At 75.0% G+C, this 16,497-nt stretch carries 8 protein-coding genes; 3 read left to right on the forward strand and 5 right to left on the reverse strand.

What is annotated here, in order from left to right:
* Positions 1-23: 23 nt before the first annotated feature.
* From ACH4K1_RS03740 to ACH4K1_RS03755, 4 genes are read right to left on the reverse strand one after another with little or no spacing between them, the layout of a single operon-like run.
* Complete coding sequence (locus ACH4K1_RS03740) at positions 24-1,325, reverse strand: M18 family aminopeptidase (RefSeq protein ID WP_228990430.1); 1,302 nt, start codon at positions 1,323-1,325, stop codon at positions 24-26.
* The gene (locus ACH4K1_RS03745) at positions 1,322-7,258 is read right to left on the reverse strand and encodes a MupA/Atu3671 family FMN-dependent luciferase-like monooxygenase (protein WP_398086203.1); all 5,937 of its coding nucleotides are present in this window, start codon (positions 7,256-7,258) and stop codon (positions 1,322-1,324) included. The genes ACH4K1_RS03740 and ACH4K1_RS03745 overlap by 4 nt, the downstream gene beginning before the upstream one ends.
* A complete protein-coding gene (locus tag ACH4K1_RS03750; protein WP_398086206.1) occupies positions 7,255-10,752 on the reverse strand; it encodes a type I polyketide synthase in 3,498 nt (1,165 codons plus the stop codon). Before ACH4K1_RS03750 ends, ACH4K1_RS03745 begins: the two co-directional genes overlap by 4 nt.
* Entirely contained in the window at positions 10,697-12,091 is a 1,395-nt protein-coding gene (locus tag ACH4K1_RS03755; protein WP_398086208.1) for an MFS transporter, read from the reverse strand. Before ACH4K1_RS03755 ends, ACH4K1_RS03750 begins: the two co-directional genes overlap by 56 nt.
* Positions 12,092-12,161: 70 nt before the next feature.
* Here ACH4K1_RS03755 and ACH4K1_RS03760 point away from each other — a divergent pair, with 70 nt between their 5' ends.
* A complete protein-coding gene (locus tag ACH4K1_RS03760) occupies positions 12,162-13,163 on the forward strand; it encodes a LuxR C-terminal-related transcriptional regulator (RefSeq protein WP_398086211.1) in 1,002 nt (333 codons plus the stop codon).
* A 135-nt stretch (positions 13,164-13,298) separates the two neighbouring features.
* Here the strand turns inward: ACH4K1_RS03760 and ACH4K1_RS03765 are convergent, their stop codons facing one another.
* Positions 13,299-14,966 carry a fumarate hydratase gene (locus ACH4K1_RS03765; protein ID WP_398086213.1) on the reverse strand — a complete coding sequence of 556 codons (1,668 nt, stop codon included), beginning with the start codon at positions 14,964-14,966 and terminating at the stop codon, positions 13,299-13,301.
* Between the two features lie 184 nt (positions 14,967-15,150).
* On the opposite strand from ACH4K1_RS03765, the gene ACH4K1_RS03770 reads away from it, so the two are divergent.
* Positions 15,151-15,846, forward strand: coding sequence for a DUF1707 domain-containing protein (locus ACH4K1_RS03770; protein WP_398086216.1), 696 nt, complete (start codon positions 15,151-15,153; stop codon positions 15,844-15,846).
* Between the two features lie 164 nt (positions 15,847-16,010).
* Positions 16,011-16,382 (forward strand): WhiB family transcriptional regulator, encoded by a 372-nt coding sequence (locus ACH4K1_RS03775; protein WP_398086218.1) that lies wholly within the window; start codon positions 16,011-16,013, stop codon positions 16,380-16,382.
* Positions 16,383-16,497: the final 115 nt, after the last annotated feature.

Raw genomic sequence — 16,497 nt, forward strand, 5'->3', positions numbered from 1 at the left:
CCGGCCGCCCTCCGGTCCCCTGGTCATTCCCCCACCATGATCGTGGTGAGGATCGCGGCGAGGTGGCCCGGGTCGCGCACCCCGCACATCTCGCGCGCCGAGTGCATCGACAGCCCCGGCACCCCGACGTCCACCGTGGTCACGCCGAGGCGGGCCGCCGTGAGCGGGCCGATCGAGGTGCCGCAGGGCATCGCGTTGTTGGAGACGAACGGCTGCCAGGGGGCGCCGGCCCGCTCCGCCGCCGCCGTGAACACCGCGATGCCGGTGGAGTCGGTGGCGTACCGCTGGTTGACGTTCACCTTGATCGTCGGGCCGCCGTTGGGGAGGGGGCGGTGGTCGGGGTCGTGCCGCTCCGCGTAGTTGGGGTGCACCGCGTGCGCCATGTCGGCGGAGACGCAGAACGCGCCCGCCAGGGCTCGCGACCAGTCCTCCTCGCCGCCGCCGCGCGCCGCCACGGACCGCGACAGGACCCGCTCCAGCAGCGGGCTCTGCGCACCCGTCTCGGAACCGCTGCCGACCTCCTCGTGGTCGAAGGCCGCCAGCACCGGTACGAAGGAGGGCCGCGCGGCCCCCGTGGCCGCCTCCACCAGCGCCGTCACCCCGGCGTGCACCGAGACCTGGTTGTCCAGCCGGGACGCCACCACGAACTCCCGGTCCACGCCCAGGTATCCGGGCGGCTGCACGTCGTGCAGCATCAGGTCCCAGGCCAGCACGTCCGCCGGGTCCTCCCCGGCGGCCGACGCGACCCGGCGCAGCAGCTCGCCCTCGCGCGGCTCGCCCAGCGCCCAGATCGGCGCGATGTGCCGCTGCCGGTCCAGGGCCACGCCCTCGTTCACCGAACGGTCCAGGTGGATCGCCAACTGGGGTACGCGCAACAGGGGTTCGTCGAGCTGGACCAGACGGCCGCGCGGGACGCCGCCGGGGCCGCGCAGGGCGAGCCGGCCGGAGATGCCGAGGTCCCGGTCGAGCCAGGTGTTCAGCGGAACCCCGCCGTAGATCTCCACGCCGATCTGCCGCCAGCCCGCGCTCCCGGTGTCCGGTGCGGGTTTGACCCGCAGGTTCGGGGAGTCGGTGTGGGTGCCGACGATCCGGAACGGGGTGTGGGCGGGCGCCCCCTCGGGGACGTACCAGGCGATCAGCGCACCGGCGCGGCTGACGAAGCAGCCGCCCGTCGCCCCCGTCCAGTCGTCCGTGCCGCGCAGTTCGCGGAACCCGGCCTTCTCCAGGCGCTGGGCCGCACTGGCCACCACGTGGTACGGGGACGGGCTGGCGGCGATGAAGGCGAGCAGGTCGTCGGTGTGGCTGCGGTGGGGGGCCGGAGTCATACGGCGTCCGCCTTTCCGGTGTTCGACAGGGGCTGGGAGGGTGGGTGCGGCAGGGTCGGGGCGGGTGGGTCCGCCCGGGCCCGGGAGGGCGGCGGCACACCGGGACGGCCGGACCCGGCGGCGTCCGCCGGGAAGCCGCCGGAGCCGTGGTCCGAGGGCCCCGCGGCAGGGGGTTCCCCGAGGAGCTCCCGCACCGGCCGGTCGGGCCGGGCGCAGAACTCCGCGAGCAGATCGGTGTACGAGGCGAGCAGGTCGTGGGCGGTCGCGTGGTCCCACAGGTCGGTGGAGAATTCCAGGAACGTCCGATAACCCTTCGCGGGGTCTCGGCGCGGCGCAAGCCCGAAACACAGCTCGCTGCGGGAAAGCGGCGGTGCCAGATCGGCCACCTCGACCCGGAGACCGGGGATCTCGATGTCGGTGTCGACGGAGTTCTGGAACGCCAGGACGTGCGGCACCCGGTCGGGGACGCCGACAGCACCCGCGTCCCGCATCGCCCGCATGATGCGCGCGGTGGGCAGCACATGGGCCATGGCGCCGAGCGCGCCCGCGCCCGTGCGGGCCGCGAACTCCGCGCAGCTCTCCTCAAGATTGGCTGAATCCAGTCGTACGCGGACCATCACCGCGGTGGACGTCATCCCCACGAGCGACTCCGACGCGGTGCCTTCGCGGTGGGCGTACGGCACGCTCAGCAAGGTGTCCGGTTCCCCGGAGAGCCGGGTCAGGAACACTCCGAGGGCCGCCGCCGCGACGGCGAACGGCGTGGTGCCCCGGGCGGCGGCCAGCTCCTCCACCGCCGCCCGGACCGCGCCCGGCGCGACCCCGCGCACGGTGTCCCCGCGTCCGCTCAGCCTCTGCGGGCGCGGCCGGTCGGTGGGGACGGGGACGGCGGACGGCACGCCGTCCAGGTAGCGGGCGCAGAACGCGGCCCGCTCCGCCTCGGCGCCCGGGTCGTACTGCTCCCGCTGCCACCGGGCGTACCCCGGAGCCTGCATCGCCGGGGCGGGCAGACCGTGCGGGACGCCCGCCGCGGCGGCCGTGTACAACGCCGCGATCTCCGCGAGCAGCAGGGACAGCGACCAGCCGTCCGCGCAGACGTGGTGCAGGACGAACATCAGCTCCCAGCGGTCCTCCTCGACCCGCAGCAGCCGCAGCCGGGGCAGCAGGGGCCGCCCCAGGTCGAAGGGGGCCGCCGCGTCCGCCCGGCACAGGGCGTCCGCCCGGGGGCGCCGCTCGGAAGCCGGCAGCCCCGTCAGCTCCTCCACCGGCAGCGCCACCGGCCCGGCCGCCACCACCTCCTGCCGCCACGGCCCGTCCGGCCCGTCCGGCCCGTCCTCCGGCCCGCCCTCCGGGACGAACCGGGTGCGCAGCGCGTCGTGCCGGGCGATCACCTCGGACAGGGCGGACCGCAGGGCCTCCGGGTCCAGCGGCCCGGTGAACGTGATCCGCGTCGGTATGTTCCACACGGCCGGGTCGGGGACGGCGTGGTGCCCCGCGATCATCCGGGCCTGCTGGTCGCTGACGGGGGCGCGGTCGACGACGGCGGGGCCGGGCTCCTCCGCCGGGGGCGCTTCGCCCGCCAGTTGCGCGGTCATGGCCCGGAGCGTGGCCTCCGCGAAGAAGTCCGCCATCGGATAGGCGGTGCCGAGGGTGTCGCGCACCCGGTTCACCAGCCGGATCGCGGCGATCGAATTGCCGCCCAGGTCGAAGAAGTCGGCGTCGTCGGGGAAGCCGCGCAGACCGAGGACGGACTCCCAGATCTCGCGGAGGAGAGCGGCCGCCCCGGGCCCGGCCCCCCGGCGCGGTGCGGGCTCGGACCGCGGTGCGGGCTCGGACCGCGGGACGGGCCCACCGTCCGGCGCGTCGGCGGTGAAGGCGTCCAACTGTCCTGCCAGCTCGGCGAGGTACGCGTCCGCCGTCCCCGCGTCGAACAGGTCGGCGTCGTAGCGCAGCCGCAGCCGCAGACTCCCCTCCGGGGCCCGGGTGACCATCAGCGCCAACTCCAGGGGAGCCGACTCCGTCCCGGCCGGCACCGCCTCCGCACGCAGCTCCGGCCAGACGGTTCCGGCCAGCGCCGCACGGTCCAGATCGATCGATACGGGCATCAGCGGGCGCGGATTCCCCGGATCGGGGTGGACGGCGGCCAGCAGCGCGTCCAGGTCCACCCCGCTGTGCTCGTCCGCCGCGAACAGCGCCCGCCCCGTCGCCCGTACGGCATCCGGCAGGGGCGTGGCGTCGGTCGTGGACAGCGACAGCGGCAGCAGCGCCACGTGGAAGCCCACCGCGTCCGCCGTCTCCGGCCGGCGCCGCCCGAACGTCGTGCCCAGCAGGAACGCGTCCTGCCCCGACCGCCGCCGCAGCACCCGGTGCCAGGCCGTGCACAGCGTGGCGAACAGCGTCACCCCCTGCCGCCCGCTCCACTCCCGCAGCCGGTCCGCCGTCGTCCGGTCCACGGTCCGGGCCACCGCCCCGCCGCGCCCCGCCACCCGGCGGCCGCGCGGCCGGTCCGTGGGCAGGGCCAGCACCGGCGGCTTCTCGCCCAGCAGCTCCCGCCACCAGACCAGGTCCGCCGGGTCGTGGGAGGGCTCCGGGGCGCCGACGGTCGTCCCGGCGGGCCGCGCGAAGAGCGGCGGGCGTCCGGCGCGGGCCGCCGCGTACAGCTCCCCGAGGTCTTCGGCGATCAGCGCGGCCGAGTGCGCGTCCGTGATGATGTGGTGCATGCCGAGGACCAGGACGTGGTCGTCGTCGGCGAGCCGCAGCAGCCGGGGCGTGAACAGCGGCCCCCCGGCCAGGTCGTAGGCCCGTCCGCTCTCCTGCGAGAGCAGCGCGGCGATCGCCCCGTCCGGGTCCTGCCCCCGGGCGTCGGACACCGCCAACGGGGCGCGCGCCCCCGCGCGGACGACCTGGACGACGCCGGCCCGCCCGTCGCCCCGGAACACCGTCCGGAGCCCCGCGTGCCGCTCGACCAGCCCGTCCACCGCCGCCCGCAGCGCGTCCACGTCCAACGGCCCGCGCAGCCGTACGGCCTGTGTCTCGTTGTACGCCGCCGGGTTCTCCAGCAGCTGCGCGGCCAGCCAGAGCCGGCGCTGGGCGGGGGTGGCGGGCGCGACGGTCTCCCGGCCCCGGGGCCCGTGCTCCCGCTCGTCCCGGGCCGGGGCGTGCCGCTCCCGGCTCCGGCGGCGCAGGGCGTCCAGGTGTTCCAGCCCCGACCGCAGCCGCACCCGGTCCATTCCGAAGTCGACCAGGGCGGCGATCTCGTCCACCCCCGCCCCGTGCAGCGCGTCGACGAGGGGGGCGACAGTCGCGGGCGTGCCGATCAGCGCCCGCCGGTCGCAGTAGCGGTCGTAGGCCCGGCGGAACAGGTAGTCCAGGTCCTCCTCGTCCGCCGCCGCCACGTCCTCGCGCCGCTGCCCCGCGGCCGTCGCCGCCGAGCGCATCAGCAGCGAGGACCGCAGATACCGCACCATCGGCTCCAGGGCGTCCGCCCGGGCGGTGGCGTGGTCGTCGGCCAGGTACGTGTGCACCAGCACCGTCACCCGCCCGGCCGCCGGGTCGAACCCGCACTCCGCCCGCGTACGCCGGTAGTGCGCGATGTTCGCGGCCAGCTCCTCCACGCTCTGGCCCATCAGGTGGGTGACGACCCCGAGCCCGTGCCGGGCCGCCTCCTCGTACGAGCCCCGCCGGCCGGAGGTGGCCAGGAAGAGCGGAGGCTCCTCCTGCACCGGGCGCGGCCGGACCCGGATCTCCGCCTCCGCGCCCTCGCCCGTGCGCCGTCGCACCGCCTCGCCGCGCCACAGCCGGCGCACCTCGTCGAGGTGGTCGAAGGCGATCCGCCGCCGGTCCGCGAACCGGTCCGGGTGCAGGGCGAAGTCCCGGGCGTGCCAGCCGGTGGCGCAACCGATGCCGACCCGGCCGCCGGAGAGGTTGTCGACCACCGACCACTCCTCCGCGACGCGCACCGGATCGTGCAGCGGCAGGACGACCGAGCCCGCGTTGATCCGGATGCGTCCGGTCTCCCGGGCCACGGCGGCGGCGAGCACGGCGGGGTTGGGGAAGAGCCCGCCGAAGGAGTCGAAGTGCCGCTCGGGGAGCCAGACGGAGGAGAAACCGCGCTCGTCGGCGAAGCACGCGGTCTCCAGGACGGTCTCGTACGCCTCCGGCGTACCGGTCCCGTCGTGCGTCCCGGCCTCCTGGCTCTGCGGGTAGTCGCCGAAGAAGTAGACGCCGAAGCCGGGCGCGGGGCGCGGGACCCCGGACCGGCGCACGGCGGGCGAACGGGCGGGCCGGGGGAAGAAGCCGCCCTCGCGCAGCTCGCGCAGCGACCCCTCCACCGCCTCCGCGACCCGGTGCACGTCCTCCTCGGTGTGGGCGGTGGAGAGGTAGAAGCTGCGCCACTCCCATACGTGCACACCGCGCAGTTGGAGGTGGTGGTAGAGCAGCTCCAGGTCGGCGCGGTGCTTGAAGCGGAACATCGAACCGAAGTGCGCCAGCTCCAGCGGGAACTCCTCCTCGCGGAAGAAGGCGTTGAGCCGGTCCGCGAGCGCCTGGGTGCGGGCGTTCAGGCCGCTCTGGAGCCCCGGGCCCCGCTCGGTGAGGTGGGTGAGGACCGCGCGGGCCGCCGCCATCGACAGCGGGTGCTGCATGTACGTCCCGCCGATGAAGGTGGTCTCCCGCGAGGGCCCGCCCGGCTCGCCGTACCGCCAGAACCCGCCGTCCACCCCGTCGAGGAGGTCCGCCCGGCCCGCCACCGCGCCGATCGGGAACCCCGCCCCGAGCGCCTTGCCGTACGTGGCGAGGTCCGGCACCACCCCGAAGTGGTCCTGCGCGCCCCGCGGGTGGGGCCGCAGACCGGTCAGCATCTCGTCGAAGAGCAGCACGATGCCGCGGCGCGCGGTGAGTTCACGCAGCGCCCGGACGAACTCCACCGGTCGCAGGCCGGGGTTGCGGCACTGCACCGGCTCGACGAGCACGGCCGCGACCGTGTCCCCGAGGGCGTCGATCGTCTCCAGGGACTCCTGCTCCCCGTACTCCAGCACGATCAGCTCCGCCACCGCGCTGGCCGGAATGCCCCGCGACACGGGCACGGCGTGCTGCCCGGAGCCGCCAGGGCGGCCGAGGACGGAGTCGATGTGGCCGTGGTACGAGCCCCGGAACATGACGACCTTGTCGCGCCCGGTCGCGGCGCGGGCCAGCCGGATCGCCGCCGAGTTCGCCTCCGTGCCGGACGAGGCGAAGGCCACCCGCTCCATGCCGGTCAGCCCGGCGAGCAGGACGGCGGCCTCCCCGGCGTCGGGGGACCGGGGACCGAAGCGCAGCCCGTCGCCGAGGTGGCGGCGTACGGCCTCGGTGACCGGCTCCGCCTCGTGGCCGAGGAGCAGCGCGCCGAACCCCATGGTGATGTCGGTGTAGACGTTGCCGTCCACGTCGGTGAGCCGGGAGCCGCGGGCCGAGCGGGCGGCGATGGGGTAGAGCATCTCCTTGGTGGCGTTCCGGAACCCCACGACGGCCCGGCTGTCGGCCAACACCGAACGGTGCCGCTGGGCCAGCTCCTTGGAGGTACGGGTGCGCTCGGTGAACCGCCGGATCAGGGACGCGGTGTGGGCCCGCTGGGCGGCGTCGGCCCCCGCTCCCGCCATCCCGCCCGCCGCGTCCACGACGAGCCGGGGTCCGTGACCGGCCTCCTCGGCGGCGGCCGGCGCCTCCCCGGCATGACCGGCCGGAAGGGTCGGGACGGTCGGCCGCACGGCGTGGTCCCCCGCTGCCGCTGCCCGCGCTCGTGCTTCCGCCGCCTCCGCTTCCGCCCGCCCTTCCGCGGCTTCCGCTTCCACTTCCGCCCGCGCTTGCGCGAGCCGGGCGGTGAGCGCCTGCGACAGCTCGACGGCCCGGGCCACCGCCTCGGCGGCGGAACCGGGGGCCGCGGGGACTCCCGCGCTCACCGGTCGTCCGACCCGGCGCGGGCGGTCAGCAGCGCGACGGCCTCGGAGAGCTGGGTGATCATCGCGGCCTGCGTCTCGGCCAGTCGGCGTATCTGCTCGGACAGCGCGGCGACCTCGGCCCGGGTGGCGACCTCGGCCGGGGCGGCGGCCTCGGCCGGGATGACGTGGACGGGCGCACCGGGGGCGGCGGGCTCCGCACCGGGGCGGGGGGCCGTGGTCCCCGTGCCGGGTGGGGCGAGGACCCGGGCGTCGGCGGCGGGTGCGTCGGCGGTCGGCGCCTCCGCACCCGGCCCCCCGGCTGCGGGGGAGGGACCGGCGGCCCCCGTCGTCGCGGGGGCCGCCCGCCCCGCTATCAGCGCGGCCGTCAGCCGGGGGGTGCCCGCCTCCTCCAGCACCTCCCGGATGCCGATCTCCGTGCCGAACTCCGCCTCCAGCTGCCGCACCATCCCGATGAGCTGGAGCGAGTCCGCGCCGAGCCCGACGAACGTGCGGTCGGCCGCGACCTCCTCGGGCCGGTGGCCGAGATGGCGCGCGGTCAGCTCCAGCACCCTGTCCAGTACGGCCTGTTCGGTCATGCGGTCCTCCGGGGAGTGCGGGGATGGGCGGGCGGTGCCGCGAGCGGCCGCATCCGGCGGCGGAGCGGGCGGCGCGGCCGGATCGGCCGGCGTGAGCGGTACGTGCGGCGCGGCGGGCGGGTCCGGGACCGGGGTGTACGGGGCCGGGCCCCTCCAGTGCGAGCGGCGCTGGAAGGGGTAGGTGGGCAGCCGGACGCGCCGGCCGCCGCAGCCGTCGAGCAGCGCCGCCCAGTCCACCGGCGCCCCGGCGCAGTGCAGCGCGGCCACCGCCCGCTCCCCGTCCCGGGTCGGTACGCAGACCGCGCCCGGCAGCGACCGGCGGACCATCCCCGTCAGCACGGCGGACGGCCCCAGCTCCACCAGCAACGGGCCGTCGCCCCGGGGACCTTCGCCCAGCCGCTCCAGGACGGCGGCGAAATCGGCCGTGCGGCGGGCCTGCGCGACCAGGTACGCGGCGTCCGGCCGCCACCCGGCGGGCCGGTCCGTGCCGTCGATGCCGTCGACGAACCCGGTGTGCAGCGGCCGGAGCCCCACCTCGCCGGCCAGCGCCCGGAACTCCTCCAGCGCCGGGTCGAGCAGCGCCGTGTGGAACGCCCGGTCCACCGCCAGCACCTCGTGGGCCTCGCCCCGGGCCGCCAACAGCGCCAGCGCCGCGTCCACCGCCCCGGCGGGGCCACCCAGCACGTGGTGCGCCGCCCCGTTGACCACGGCCAGTTCCAGCCCCGGTACGGCGGCCAGCAGCTCCCGCACCCGGTCGCGGGGGACGAACGCGGAGACCATCGCCCCCGGGGCGGCCCGCTCCTCCATCAGCCGCCCGCGCCCGCACACCAGCCGCATCGCGTCCTCGCTCTCCAGCGCCCCGGCCACGCAGAGCGCCGCGTACGCGCCGACACTGTGCCCGGCGACCCGGGCCGGGACGACCCCGAGCCGCTCCCACAGCCGGGCCTGGGCGAGCTGGAGGGCGAAGAGGGCCGGCTGCGCGAAGGCGGTGTCCCACCGCCCGGGGCCCCGCCCGCCGACGATCCGATCCAGGAAGCCGCCCCGGCCGGTCTCCTCGGCGTACACCCGGGCGCACTCCTCCAGCACCTCGGCCACCACCGGGAAGCGCGCGGCGAGTTCGGCGCCCATGCCCGGACGCCCGCCGCCCTGTCCGCTGAACAGGAACACCGGCTGCCGGACGCCGTCCACCAACCCGGTCGTGTACGCCTCGCCCGCCGGAGCCCCGGACAGGAACGCGTCGAGTCCGGCGACCGGGTCCGCGGCCGTCACCACCAGCCGGTGCGGCAGGAGCCGGCGCCCGAGCGCGGTGGTGGTCACCAGGTCGGCGGGGGCCGGGGGCGCGTCGCCCGCCAGATGGTCCCGCAGCGCACCGGCGTACGCCCGCAACGCGTCGCCGTCGGCGGCCGAGAGCGGCAGCAGGGCGGGCACGGGGGCCGCCGAGTGCGGGGCGGGCGCCGCGGGTACGGCTTCCGGAGCCTGTTCCAGGATCACATGAGCGTTGGTACCGCCCATGCCGATCGCGTGCACACCGGCGCGCCGCACCCCCGGCAGCGGCCACGGCCCCTCCCGCGTCGGCAGCAGGAACGGGCTGTCGTCCACCGCCAGCGCCGGGTTGGGGCGGGCGAAGTTCACCAGCGGGGGGACGACGCCGTGGCGCAGCACCTCGACGGCCTTGACCAGCCCGGCGAGCCCCGCCGCGCTGTCCAGGTGGCCGATGGCCGGTTTCGTGGAGCCGAGCGCACAGAACCCGGTCCGGTCGGTGTGGGCGCGGAATGCCTCGGTCAGGGCGGCGAACTCGATCGGGTCGCCCTTCGGCGTGCCCGTGCCGTGCGCCTCCACATAGCCGATCGACGCGGCGTCCACGCCCGCCGCGCGCAACGCCCCGAGCACCGCGTCCCGCTGCCCGGCGACCCCGGGCGCGGCGAATCCGCCGCGGCCCGTACGGGGGCGGGGGCCGCCGCCCGTCCCCCCGCCCGTGCCGCCGCCCTTGTCCGCACCGTCGTTGGTGACCGCCGAGCCCAGGATCACCGCGTGCACGGTGTCGCCGTCCTCCAGCGCCCGTGCCAGCGGCTTGAGGAGGACGGCGACGGCCCCGTTGCCCCCGACCGTGCCGTCCGCCTCCGCGTCGAAGGCCCGGACGGCGCCCGTGGGGGAGAGGGTGGAGCCCTTCACCGGCACCTGGCCGCTGACCTGCGGGAGGTGCAGCGCGGCCGAGCCCACCAGCATCAGCTCCGCGTCCCCGGCGCGCAGCGCCTGGCAGGCCAGGTGCACCGAGACCAGGGAGCTGGAACAGGCCGTGGACACGGTGAGCGCGGGCCCGGTCAGACCGAGGCGGAAGGCCGCCCGGGTGGCGAGGAAGTCCGGATAGGTGCCGACCTGGACCTGCTTGGCGGTCATCCAGTCGTCCGACGCGGCCTCCGCCGCCAGGTTCTCCGCCAGATAGCTGTGCAGCGAGTACAGGCGGTAGCCGGAGCTGCCGTACACCCCGATCCGTACGGAGCCGCGCGCACCGCCCGCCGCCCCCTCCCGTACCGGGCCGCCGTCCTCGTGCCCGTCCCCGTACGCCTGCCGTACCGGGTCCGCCCCACCGCTCACGCCCGCGTACCCGGCGTCCTCCAGGGCGTGGAAGCAGCACTCCAGGAACAACCGGTGCTGCGGATCGGTGAGTTCGGCCTCCCGCCCGCTCATCCCGAAGAAGCCGGCGTCGAACCCGTCCACCTCCGCCAGGGGCGCGCTCGCCCCGGAGAACCCGGGCCGCTCGTACCGCTCCGCGGGCACCCCCGCCGCCGCGAACCCGGCCCGGGTGAACCGGCGCACCCGGCTGACCCCCGCCCGGACGTCACGCCAGTACGCCTCCGGGGTGTCAGCCCCCGGTAACCTCAACGCCGTCCCGATCACCGCGATCCGGTCGTCCCTCAACGGCCTCTTCCTTTCGCAGCCCCGCCCGTTCCGCCCGCCGCAGCCCCGCCACCCTCAGCAGGAACACCACGGCGACGACGATGGCGGCGCCATGGGACCAGCCCACCACCACCGGCGGGGAGAACCGGTCGAGGGCCGCCGCCACGAGGATCATGCCGACACCGAAACCGAGATTCTCCAAGGTGGCCGACAGCCCGAAGGCATGTCCGCGCAAAGTGGCCGGAAGTGTCTGCAGGTGCGAGGTGTACGAGACCTCCGTGAGGCCGTCCGCGGCCCCCGCGACCAGCGCGATCACCGCCGTGACGGCGAGCGGGAACCCGGCGAACGCCGCGATGAACGCGGCCGACATCACCACCGTGCCGTAGCCGAAACCCAGCGCCCCCACCGTGCGTCCGGTGCGCTGCGCGTACCGCTGGACCACCTGCTGGGCCCCGATGTTGCCGAGCGCCCACACACACCAGAACGCGCTGACGAACACGGCCGGGTTCGACGCGTCCAGCGAGACCGAGTGGATCGGCAGGGCCGCGTTGTGGGACGAGGAGCCGAACGCGTCGACCCCGCGCAGCGCCACCATCAGACCGAGACCGGGGGCGGCGGCGAGCGCCAGGAAGGCGGTCGGCCGCCACCGGCTCCCGCCCTCGGCCCTCCCGGCCTCCTTCCCGGCCCCGGCCTTCTCTCCGCCCGTGCCGCCCGTGCCCTTGCCGCCCGCGATCGGCAGCAGCGCCACCGTCGCCGCGCAGACCGCGAAGGTCGCCATGTCGACCAGGAAGGCGGCCGTGTACCCGACGAGGGTGACCACCGCGCCCGCCGAGGCGAACCCCGCCACCATGGCCAGCGAACGACCGGTGATCGACAGCGAGTTGGCCCACGCCCGGCGGTCCTCCCCGACCATCTCCGGGATCGAGCTGCGCAGCGCCACCATGAACAGCGTCCCGCACGCCCCGATCACCACCGAGACCGCCGTCAGCGCCCCGGTCAGCAGGCCGTCCGGCGCCAGGACGAGCAGCAGCATCACGGCGCCCTGGCCGACATTCGCCCACAGCATCACGCTTTTCGCGCTGAATCGGGTGAGAAGTCCGCCCACGACCAGGCCGGCGACGAATCCGGAGGCCAGCCGCACCGCCATGAACAACCCCATGGCCAGCGCCCGGCCCGTCGTCTCGTAGACGAACAGATTGAGCGCCACCATATTGAGGAATGTGCCGTAGGAAGACACCGCGTATCCGGCGACGAGGAATCGGAAACGGCGCTCGGAGACCGCCGTGTCCCGGTTCTTCCCGGCGCCGTCGCCCGGGTCGTTCGCCTTCGGCCTGTCCGCGCCGTCGTTTTCCGATCTCACCCGGACATACTCGTCGGGTACGGACGCCGCCCGGGCGGCTCCCGTTTGCACAAAGGTAATCTGCACCCTTGTGAAGGACGATCATTCCCCCTCACCGGTATGTGATTGCCGTGAATCACCCTCGGACCGGTCGATACCGGAACAACCCTGCGAGGCGGCGCTCGCGGCCTATCGCCGTGCGGTGACGGAGGGCGGCCTCCCGGCCGGCTCCGCCCCGCGCTGCCTGCGGTCCCTGCACCTGGTGGTGGCCGACCGGGAGACGCCCGGCCGCCTCGTCCCCGTACCGCCGGAGACCGCCTCCTTCGCCGCCCTCGCCCCGATCGAGGAGGCGATCGCCGAACAGCGCCGCACCCTGCGCTCCGCCCGGAACACCCTCGCCGCGTTCGAGGGCCTGTACGCCGAGACGCACCCCCCGGAACGCCCCGCCCTGACCCGGCTCTCCGGCGCGGCCGTCATCGGCAAGGCCCTGGAGGCCGGGGTCGGCGGCTGCCGCTCTGAGGTCCGCACCGCCCACCCCGGCGGCGGGCGCCCCGCGCACGTGCTGGAGCAGTCCCTCCCGCGCGACCTGGGCAGCCTGCGGCGCGGCATCCGCCAGCGCACCCTCTACCAGCACACCGTCCGCTCGGACCGCACCACGCTCGCCTACATCGAGCAGGTGACCGCCGAAGGGGCCGAGGTCCGGACGCTGCCCGAGGTCATGGACCGGTTCATCGTCTTCGACCGCGACCTCGCCTTCATCCCGTTCTCCGACGATCCGCAGACGGCCCTGCGCGTCCGGCATCCGTCCCTGGCCCGCTTCCTGGCGCGCCACTTCGACGAGGCGTGGTCGCGCGCGGTCCCCGTGCGCCCCGAACGCGCGCCGCTGCGCACCCCCGTGGTGACCTCCGGCCTCCAACGCGCCATCCTCCGGGCGGTCGTGAACGGGGAGACGGACGCCGCCATCGCCCGCCGGATCGGCATGAGCCGCCGCAGCGTGGCCGAGCACGTGCGCAAGGTCTCCGAGCGGCTGGGCAGCAACAGCCGCGCCCAACTCGGCTACCTGGTCGCGACGTCGGGCCTGCTGGACGACTGAGGACGCCGGGGAGAGGCCCGCAAGGCCGCCGCGGAGGGAAAGGCCGCCGCGGGACCGGCCGGGGGCGGGGCGCTCCGGACGCGCCGCGGGGGCCCGTCCGTCCGGACGGGCCCCCGCGGCAGGCGCGGCGACGGATCAGGCCAGCCCCGGCCCCCGCACCGGGATGCTGGTGAACGTCGGCGCCGGGGCCGGCTCGGTGAAGAAGTCGTTGCCCTTGTCATCGACGACGATGAAGGCGGGGAAGTCCTCGACCTCGATCCTCCAGACCGCCTCCATGCCCAACTCCTCGTACTCGACGACCTCGACCTTCTTGATGCAGTCCTGCGCGAGGCGCGCCGCCGGGCCGCCGATCGAGCCGAGGTAGAAGCCGCCGTGCGCGTCGCAGGCGTCGGTGACCTGCTTGCTGCGGTTGCCCTTGGCGAGCATCACCTTCGAGCCGCCCGCCGCCTGGAACTGCTCCACGTACGAGTCCATCCGGCCGGCCGTCGTCGGGCCGAAGGAGCCGGAGGCGTACCCCTCGGGCGTCTTCGCCGGGCCCGCGTAGTACACCGGGTGGTCCTTCAGGTACTGCGGCATCTCCTCGCCCGCGTCCAGCCGCTCCTTGATCTTGGCGTGCGCGATGTCGCGGGCCACGACCAGCGGGCCGGTCAGCGAGAGCCGGGTCTTCACCGGGTACTTGGTCAGCTCCGCCAGCACCTCGTCCATCGGCCGGTTGAGGTCGATCTTCACCACGTCCCCGGCCTCGTCCAGGTGCTCGTCGGTGGTGTCCGGGAGGAAGCGGGCCGGGTCCTTCTCCAGCTGCTCCAGGAAGACGCCCTCGGCGGTGATCTTCGCGGTGGCCTGGCGGTCCGCCGAGCAGGAGACGGCGATGGCGACGGGCAGGGACGCGCCGTGCCGGGGCAGGCGCACCACGCGCACGTCGTGGCAGAAGTACTTGCCGCCGAACTGCGCGCCGATCCCGATCTTCTGCGTCAGCTCGAAGACCTTCTCCTCCAGCTCCTTGTCCCGGAAGCCGTGCCCGGTGGGGGAGCCCTCGGCGGGCAGCTCGTCCAGGTAGTGCGCGGAGGCGTACTTGGCGGTCTTCAGCGCGAACTCCGCCGACGTGCCGCCGACCACGATCGCCAGGTGGTACGGCGGGCAGGCCGCGGTGCCCAGCGAACGGATCTTCTCCTCCAGGAACTTCATCATGGAGGCCTCGTTCAGGACGGCCTTCGTCTCCTGGTAGAGGAACGACTTGTTGGCCGAGCCGCCGCCCTTCGCCATGAAGAGGAACTTGTACGCGCCGCCGTCGGTGGCGTACAGCTCGATCTGGGCCGGGAGGTTGGAGCCGGTGTTCTTCTCCTCCCACATGGTCAGCGGGGCCATCTGGGAGTAGCGCAGGTTGAGCTTGGTGTACGCGTCGTAGATCCCGTGCGACAGGGCCTCCTCGTCACCGCCCTCGGTCAGCACGTTCTGCCCGCGCTTGCCCATGACGATCGCCGTGCCGGTGTCCTGGCACATCGGGAGCACGCCCGCGGCGGCGATGTTCGCGTTCTTCAGGAGGTCCAGCGCCACGAACTTGTCGTTGGAGGACGCCTCCGGGTCGTCGATGATCCGCCGCAGCTGCGCCAGGTGGGCCGGGCGCAGGTAGTGCGAGATGTCGTGCATCGCCTCGGCGGCCAGCGTGCGCAGGGCCTCCGGCTCGACCTTGAGGAACGTACGCCCGTCGGCCTCGAAGGTGGAGACGCCCTCGGCGGTCACCAGACGGTACGGCGTGGTGTCCTCCCCCAGGGGGAGCAGATCGGAGTACGCAAACTCTGCCATGACGGCCATTCCTCACTCGGCGACGGCGGCTGACCTCCCTCGGGCAGCGCGTCCACCAGGGTAGAACGCCGCCCCCGGAGGATTCCTGTGAGGTAACGCTCACCTGGAATCCGGCGGGGAGGGGGCCCGGGGCGCGCCGGTCGCGGGGTAGTCGCGATCTATCGCGTTTGGGTACGCTGGGGCGGTGGACCTAGAGAAGCAGCCCCAGCAGCCCCTCGCCCCGGCCGCCCCGCCGCCCGCCGAAGCCCCGGCGGCCGACGGCCTCCGCGCCTCCGACGCCGATCGCGACCGGATCGCCGACATCCTGCGCGAGGCGATGGCCGAGGGCCGGCTGACGGCCGACGAGCACGCCGAGCGGGTGGACCTGGTCTACCGGGCCAAGACCGTCGGCGAACTCCAGCCGCTGATCAGGGACCTCCCCGCCTCCTCGGCCTCCACCGCCCGCCCCGGCGAGCAGCAGCCGTACGCCTACGGCCCCCAGGGCCCCGAGGGGCCGATGGAGAACCTGGTCGCGGTCTTCAGCGGCGCGAGCCGCAAGGGCCGCTGGCGGGTCGGCGGCCGGACGAACGCCTTCGCGCTCTTCGGCAGCGTGGAGATCGATCTGACCGAGGCGCTTTTCGGCCAACGACTCACCGTCATCAATGCGACGTCCATCTTCGGCAGCGTCGACGTGAGGGTGCCGGAGAACATTTCCCTGCGCGGTAACGGCACCGGCGTTTTCGGCACCTTCGATGTACGGACGCTCGAATCGGCGGACCCGGAAGCGCCGGTCGTGGTGGTGAACGGCTATTCCGTGTTCGGGACCGTCGAAGCACGCCCGAAGCGCGGCAAGTTCGTCGCGGACCTTCAGCGGCGGCTGCGCAAACACCTCGGGCACTGAATAAGAGGAGGCGGACGCCCTTCGGTAATCAGCCAGAATGCCGCAGGGCGCATTGCGGTGCGTCGAGCGCCGGCGCCACTGAGTGCATAGGCGTACGCACAGCGGGTAGGGAGTGCTGCATCGACTCTCGCTCGCGAAGCCGTAGCCGTCGTCAGGAGTAGACCGTGCTGCAACCGCCGCATCAGCCCCTGCAGGTCGCCGCCGTTCCGGCCCAGCGGTCCCCCGCCCGGGAGGACGATGCGGGCCCCTGGCACTCCGACGCGGCCTGCCGCAGCGACGAGGCCGGCCTCTTCTTCGCCCCCTCCAAGGAGCCCACCGCCGCCCGGCTGGCCCGCGAGGAGGCCGCCAAGCGGGTCTGCGCCCGGTGCCCGGTCATGGTGGACTGCCGGGAGCACGCGCTGATGCAGCCCGAGCCGTACGGGGTGTGGGGCGGGCTCACCGCCGCGGAGCGCCGGGTGGCGCTGGCCCGGCGGCGGCGGCGGGAGATCGAGCTGACGACCGCGGCGACGGTCGAACGCATAGCCGCGGCGGGCTGAACGCGTACGCGCACGGGGCGGGGGGGGGGGGGGCGGCTGCGCGCGCCCGCCCCCCCCCCCCCCGGGGCCCCCCGAGCGCGAAGAAGCGCGGGCGCCATAGAAATGGCGGGTTGCG

The organism is Streptomyces sp. NPDC017448 (genome assembly GCF_044330565.1).
Lineage (GTDB): Bacteria > Actinomycetota > Actinomycetes > Streptomycetales > Streptomycetaceae > Streptomyces.

What these genes read in the sequence shown, in the direction of transcription:
- ACH4K1_RS03740 (WP_228990430.1), bottom strand. Translation starts at nt 1,325, where the DNA reads ATGACTCCGGCCCCCCACCGCAGCCACACCGACGACCTGCTCGCCTTC.
- ACH4K1_RS03765 (WP_398086213.1), bottom strand. Translation starts at nt 14,966, where the DNA reads ATGGCAGAGTTTGCGTACTCCGATCTGCTCCCCCTGGGGGAGGACACC.